Raw genomic sequence first — 5,988 nt, 5'->3', positions numbered from 1 at the left:
GGGGATCCTGACCCACCACCTGGGCCTCTTTGCTCCCAAATTGGAAAAGATCTGCCGGGAGGCGGAGGAGCGTCTTCAGAAGAATTCCGCTGAAGTATCAGCCCATCAGGTCTTTTACCGCCTGATGTACAGGCTCGCTCCGGAACTTAAAACCATCTTCTGCGGCGGGCAGGAGTTCGGGAGTCTTACGGAGCTCGGCGAAGCGGCCATCTCTGCCGCTGTATCCGGAAATACCAGTTTTGCAAGCTCGCTCCGGCTTCTCCAGTGTTCCTTTCTGGATTTCTATGCGGAAGCAATTTTGAAGAGCGATAGCACTGCAGATACTCTCAGGAAAATGAATGATCTGATTTCGCTTCAGCAATGTACGGATGTTCAGGTTTCCTGGGTATTTGGCTATACGTTTTCAGATAAGAGAAATCTCAGGATAGACGACAAGGAATTCGACAATACTGCGGAGTTCTTGGAATACCTCGAAAAGCTGAAAAATGAGCAGGGAGAAGGATACTTGAAATACATTGAGGATCATCGCCAGGAACTGGAATTCTTCGCAATCTTTATTCCGGAAACGAAGTCAAAACTGACTTTAAAGATGGTTCTTGATGATCTTAATCAGACTTATTTCAGGAATGGCAAGCTCCCGTTCAAAAACGGAAAATCCTTTGACAATTATCTGTTGTTGCTCATTTTGGAAAAAGCAAGCTTAATGCCTCAGTAATCTCCGTAACTATGATACAGCTCTTCAGAAGGTATTCGAAAAGGTCTGGCAATCAGACTTCAATAATACCAAGGATCGGTTTTTCTGCCACTTCTTGGCGAAAGCGGGATGATATTTTAAGAATAGCACTGAAAGACAGTATCAGATTACGGAGTTTGCCTGTTCCCAAGGAGTATGGGCAAGGAAAGGCAACTGTTGTCTTGGTTACCGCGGTCGCCGAGGCGCAGTTAAGATGCATCAACGTTTGTCTAAGTGCACGGCACAATTTCCACGGATGGTGATGAAGATTATGGTGAAGAAGGGGCAGAGTGGCCCGCATTATGGCTGATCTTTCAGTAACGGCCCAATCGGTAATCCGCTAAGGTTTTATATGTCAGAAACCATAGTTAACGCAACGCTTTTCAGCAAGTTCAAAAAGACTCAGGCAAGAAGAAGCGAGAAGCTCCCGGATATCACGGGGCTTACCCTGGGGGAGTTCCATGCGGACTCAGGGCTGGACATTATATCCGGGGAGGCTGATATCTACCTCTGCTCCGGAACCGGGAGCCGCTCCGGGAAGAAGTACCTCCTCAAATACTACCGCCGGGAAAATGCCGTTAAGCCGGACGTGCTGGAAAAGCTCAAGACCGTAGCAAGTCCCTTCGTGGCACCGGTGTCGGGCTTTGGCTCATACATGGGGCATCAGTATGCGGCGCGGCCGTACTACGAGATGTCAACCCTCGCGGAACTTCTTTCCGAGGGAGTCAGGTTTTCCGAAGAAGAACTCCGGACTCTTATTATTCCCTCTGTTACAGAAGGCCTTAAAGCCGTGCACGATGCCGGCATCCTCTACAAGGATCTCAAGCCTGCTAATCTGATTCCTGATGACACCCGGGAGCATATTGTCCTTATCGACTTCGGCATCAGCTCCCATGCGGGGAAGAACACCTTTGTGGTAACAGAGACCGGCATGACTCTCTGCTATGCCGCTCCCGAGGCCCTTCAGGGAATCTTCCACAGGGAAACCGACTACTACGCTCTTGGCATCACCGTTTTTGAGCTCTTTACCGGCTTTACTCCATTCCAGAATCCCGGGCTTTCTCCGGAGACGGCAGCGAGACTTGCTGCCATCAGCAAAATCGAGTTTCCGGAGGACTTCCCGGAAGGTCTTAAAAAGCTGGTACAGGGGCTTACCTATAAGGATATCTCCCATCGTAACGAGCAGGGGAACCCCAACAGACGCTGGGGCTATCACGAGGTCAGGAGATGGCTTCAGGGCGAAGACGTGCCGGTGCCGGGAGAATGCGAAGACGTGCAGCGGAAATTCCTGCCCTACAAATTTGGCGGAGTTTTTCATAAGACGCAGGAGTCGCTGGTTAAAGCCTTGCTTAAAGCTCCCGCATCCGGAATCATGGAGGCGGAAAGAGGTATTCTGACCCACCATTTCAGTCTCTTTGCCCCTGATTTAGAAAATATCTGCCGGAAGGCTGAGACAAATCTTCGGAAGGGTATAAATTGGGTATCATGCTATCAGGTCTTTTACCGCCTCATGTACCGGCTCTCTCCGGAACTTAAGACAATTTTTTGCGGCGGGAAGGAGTTCGGGAGTCTTGCGGAGCTTGGCGAGGCGGCAGTAACTTCCGCGGTAAAACAGAATACTGCATTTGTCAGCGGTTTTCGGCTTTTACAGAGTTCCTTTCTGGACTTCTATGCAGAAAACGTTTTGAAGAGCGCTGCGGCTTCGGATATCCTCCGGAAAGCGGACAAAATTCTCTCGCTTCGGGAGTGGTCTGATGATCAGTTTGCCTGGATACTGGGCTATGCATTGTCGAAAAAGAGAAATCTCCGGATAGGCGACAAGAACTTCAGAGCCCCCGGGAAGCTTCTGAAATACCTCAGAAAGCTGGAAAAGGAGCAGGGGTTTTCCGGATACTTCAAATATGCTGAGGAGCACCGCAAGGAGCTGGAATTCTTTGCGGCCGTCATACCGGAAGCAAGATCCAAACAGGCGTTAAAGCTGGTTCTGAAGGATCTGGCCAGCGGCGCTGTTTTCGGGCGGGGCGAACTTTATTTCAAAAATGCGACAGCCTTTGATTACTATGTTGGCAAGCTCCTCCGGGACAAGGATGCTGCCAGTCTCCGCCGCCTTTGCAATAGCTATGGCCCCGCTCTCAGGGAGGTATCTGAAGAGGTCTGGCAGTCATCTTCCTATGAGAATCTCCGGAGAACTGTTTCCGGTTTTCCGATGGTTAGGAGACGTTCCCGCGGCAGATCTGATACAGAAATGCCGAAAACCATCACGGTCAACGGAATCATATATCCTGCTGCCCTGAGAGTTAAAGCCGGAGATTATTTCAGGTTCGGCAGCTATCCCCAGAATATCGGCTGCGAGAAAGAGCCTATTGAATGGCTGGTTTTGGAAGTAAAGGGCAATGAGGCTCTTCTTGTGAGTCGTTATGGTCTCGATTGCAAACAGTATCATCATGAGAAAACAGTCACCTCATGGCAGAACTGCGATCTCCGCAAGTGGCTTAACAGTGCTTTTCTGGAGACGGCGTTCACGAAGGAGGAACAGCGGCGGATCGGGCTTTCAAAGGTACCGAACGGCGGCGAATCAGAAGATGTTAGCAGCAGCGATGATATTACCCGGGACAGGGTTTTCTGCCTCAGCTGCGCGGAGGCGGAACGCTATTTTAAGAATGTCGCTGAAAGACAGTGTCAGCCTACAGAATATGCCTGCAGGCAAGGAGCTTGTATAAACAGTACAAACGGCTGCTGTTATTGGTGGCTGCGGGCGCCGTTACCTTCTCCGGAATGTGCTCCGAGGGTATTTTCGAATGGCTATCTCGATTCATATTTCGATTCGTCTGGCGGCCGCATCAATTTTCGCGATACTGTGCGGCCCGCTTTATGGCTGATCTGGAACCTGTAATCCGATATCAGAACAGTTAAGAAAAGCATTATGAATTGTCTCAGCGTTTGTTAAAAACACTGCCTTGCATAACCTGCCCGCGGTCGGCTTCCGAATACAGGATTTCAGATTGACGCTGATTTTTTCAGGGGACAGAAGGTTCGGAACGATAAGGAGCAGCATATACGGAAAACATACCTTGTTCGTCCCGATCTGCACCAGGAATTCCGAAAATACCAGACAGCAGACCTCGAACCTTTTGGTTCCCAGTCAAACCAGCCATCCCGGGACTCATCTGCTCTATGTCCTTTAATGCCCGGTTCTGTTCCTCATGCAGGCACAAAAAAGTTTACAATAGACTTGTCATAAATCCAGTTGAAGAAGGATCTGATAATGAAGCTGAAGTTTATTTCTTTTGCCAACAGGGAAGATTACGAAAAAGCTCTCCGGGATGGCGGGCAGCAGGAATGGCAGCGGGCAGATGCGGATACAGATTCCGCAAGGGATTTGTTTGAGTTCCTGGACAGCCTGGCCGCAGCGGATTCTGATGAAAAACGAAGCGGAGAGGTTCATATTCTGGTCATCGACCGGGAAGGAGATTCCTCCGATGATATCCGGGATCATAAGCCCCTGGAAGGACAGAATCACAGCGAGATTTTCGAAGAAATTCTGAAGTATTTGGCTGAAAAAAACTCTGATGAAAATATGCGGGCATTATCACACAAGGCATGGTTGCGGGGCGGCACTCTTCTGAAATATCTGGTCACGCTTTTCTATGTTTATGAGTTTTATTCTGAAGTTGGGGAAGGAGATCTTGATGATGAAGCCGCCATAGAAGTCGCTTTGGATTCTCCGGAAGGGGTGCGTGACATATACTTCAGCAAAGAGGGTTTTTCGGAGGTTCTCAGAGTTCGGAAATACAAGGACAGAAACGGAAAAACAATTACCCGGGCGGACTACCTTAATCAGCTTTTTGACTGGAACATATAACGTGAATTCTAAGTCCTGATCGGATTTTGGTTTGTTTTTAGAGCTTCTTGGACAGGCTCTCTGCCGCTTCAGGTACTGGTTCAGGAGCGCTTTTCTTTTTCCTGAGAGCTTCGATTATTTCTGTCATCAGCTATCACGGATCTTTTGGCAAATGCCAGATTTCTTGTCAGTCTGTTCCGGGCTCCGTTATCAAACCCATAAACCAATCCGATTTCCGTTCTTTGCACGGCATCGGGCTCTTCAGGTCTGAAAGGGTCATAAAAGTCCTTTGCCTGTCTCGCAGGTATCTCAGGAATATAACCGTTTTAAACACCTCAGCTTTCTGACAGCTGAGCGCGCAGAACAGCGCTCTGGGGCCCTGGACACGGAGCAAGCGGATCCTGTTTTATGAAGTATTTTCTGCCGTCAGGATCTTCTGTCGGCACAAGCTAAATCATCGTCTTCCATTAGTCCGAGATAACCTGGTACTGTTTACATCCGGATACATGTTGTTACGACAGTTAGTGAAGGAAATTAGACTTGATACGCCTTTGTTTCATTCCTCTGTACCTCTGGTCAGTGATGTCCTGCTGACTTCGTAATGCGTATATTTAACATACCCTGTTTTTGTTAACCACGTAATAGATTTACACATCGGATTTGACATAGGGTAATTTATTCAGTTTACTAATGCTGTTTAAACATGATTCCTGTGAGGCCCTGTATGTCAGAAACCAAAGTTAACGCAACGCTTTTCAGCAAGTTCAAAAAGACTCAGGTAAGAAGCACCGAGAAGCTCCCGGATCTTACCGGACTTACGCTGAGTGAGTTCCATGCGGATTCCAGGCTGGACATTGTTTCCGGGGAGGCGGATATCTATCTCTGCTCCGGAACCGGGAGCAACTCCGAAAAGAAGTTTCTCCTCAAGTACTACCGCCGGGAAAATGCCCTGAAGCAGGATGTGCTGGAAAAGCTCAAGACCGTAACAAGTCCCTTCGTAGCCCCGGTGGCGGGCTATGGCGTATATCAGGGGTATCAGTATGCGGTACGGCCGTACTACGAGATGTCAACACTCGCAGAACTTCTTTCTGACGGAGTCAGGTTTTCTGAAGAAGAGCTCAGGACTTTCATTATCCCGTCCGTCATAGAAGGCCTGAAAGCCGTGCACGATGCCGGCATTCTCCACAAGGATCTTAAGCCTGCCAACCTTATTCCGGATGATGCCGGAGAGCGTATTGTTCTTATCGACTTCGGGATCAGCTCTCATGCCGGGAAGAACACCTTTGTGGTAACAGAGATCGGGATGACTCCCTGTTACGCCGCTCCTGAGGCTCTTCAGGGGATTTTCCATAAGGAAACCGACTACTACGCTCTCGGCATCACCGTTTTTGAGCTCTTTACCGGCTTTACGCCA

Annotated in this window: 3 protein-coding genes and 1 pseudogene; all 4 read left to right on the top strand. The window is 49.0% G+C overall.

Features of this window, described 5'->3' with window-relative positions:
* A pseudogene (locus ACJROR_RS14060) lies at positions 1-715 on the top strand (serine/threonine protein kinase); the annotation flags it as partial.
* Positions 716-1,085: 370 nt separating this feature from the next.
* A complete protein-coding gene (locus tag ACJROR_RS14055) occupies positions 1,086-3,626 on the top strand; it encodes a protein kinase domain-containing protein (protein WP_406547651.1) in 2,541 nt (846 codons plus the stop codon).
* 372 nt (positions 3,627-3,998) lie between these two features.
* Positions 3,999-4,595: a hypothetical protein gene (locus tag ACJROR_RS14050; protein ID WP_406547650.1), complete on the top strand. Its 597-nt coding sequence runs from the start codon at positions 3,999-4,001 to the stop codon at positions 4,593-4,595.
* A gap of 703 nt (positions 4,596-5,298) precedes the next feature.
* Positions 5,299-5,988: serine/threonine protein kinase (locus ACJROR_RS14045; protein ID WP_406547649.1), on the top strand; the 690-nt coding region annotated here is incomplete at its 3' end.

Origin of the sequence: Succinimonas sp. (assembly GCF_045225735.1) — a bacterium.
Classification (GTDB): Bacteria; Pseudomonadota; Gammaproteobacteria; order Enterobacterales; family Succinivibrionaceae; genus Succinimonas.
Note: the sequence above shows the minus strand (reverse complement) of the source record. Positions and strands in the feature narration are given on the sequence as shown.

Excerpts from the sequence above, each read along its gene's own strand:
- ACJROR_RS14055 (WP_406547651.1), top strand. The coding sequence starts at position 1,086 with ATGTCAGAAACCATAGTTAACGCAACGCTTTTCAGCAAGTTCAAAAAG.
- ACJROR_RS14050 (WP_406547650.1), top strand. The coding sequence starts at position 3,999 with ATGAAGCTGAAGTTTATTTCTTTTGCCAACAGGGAAGATTACGAAAAA.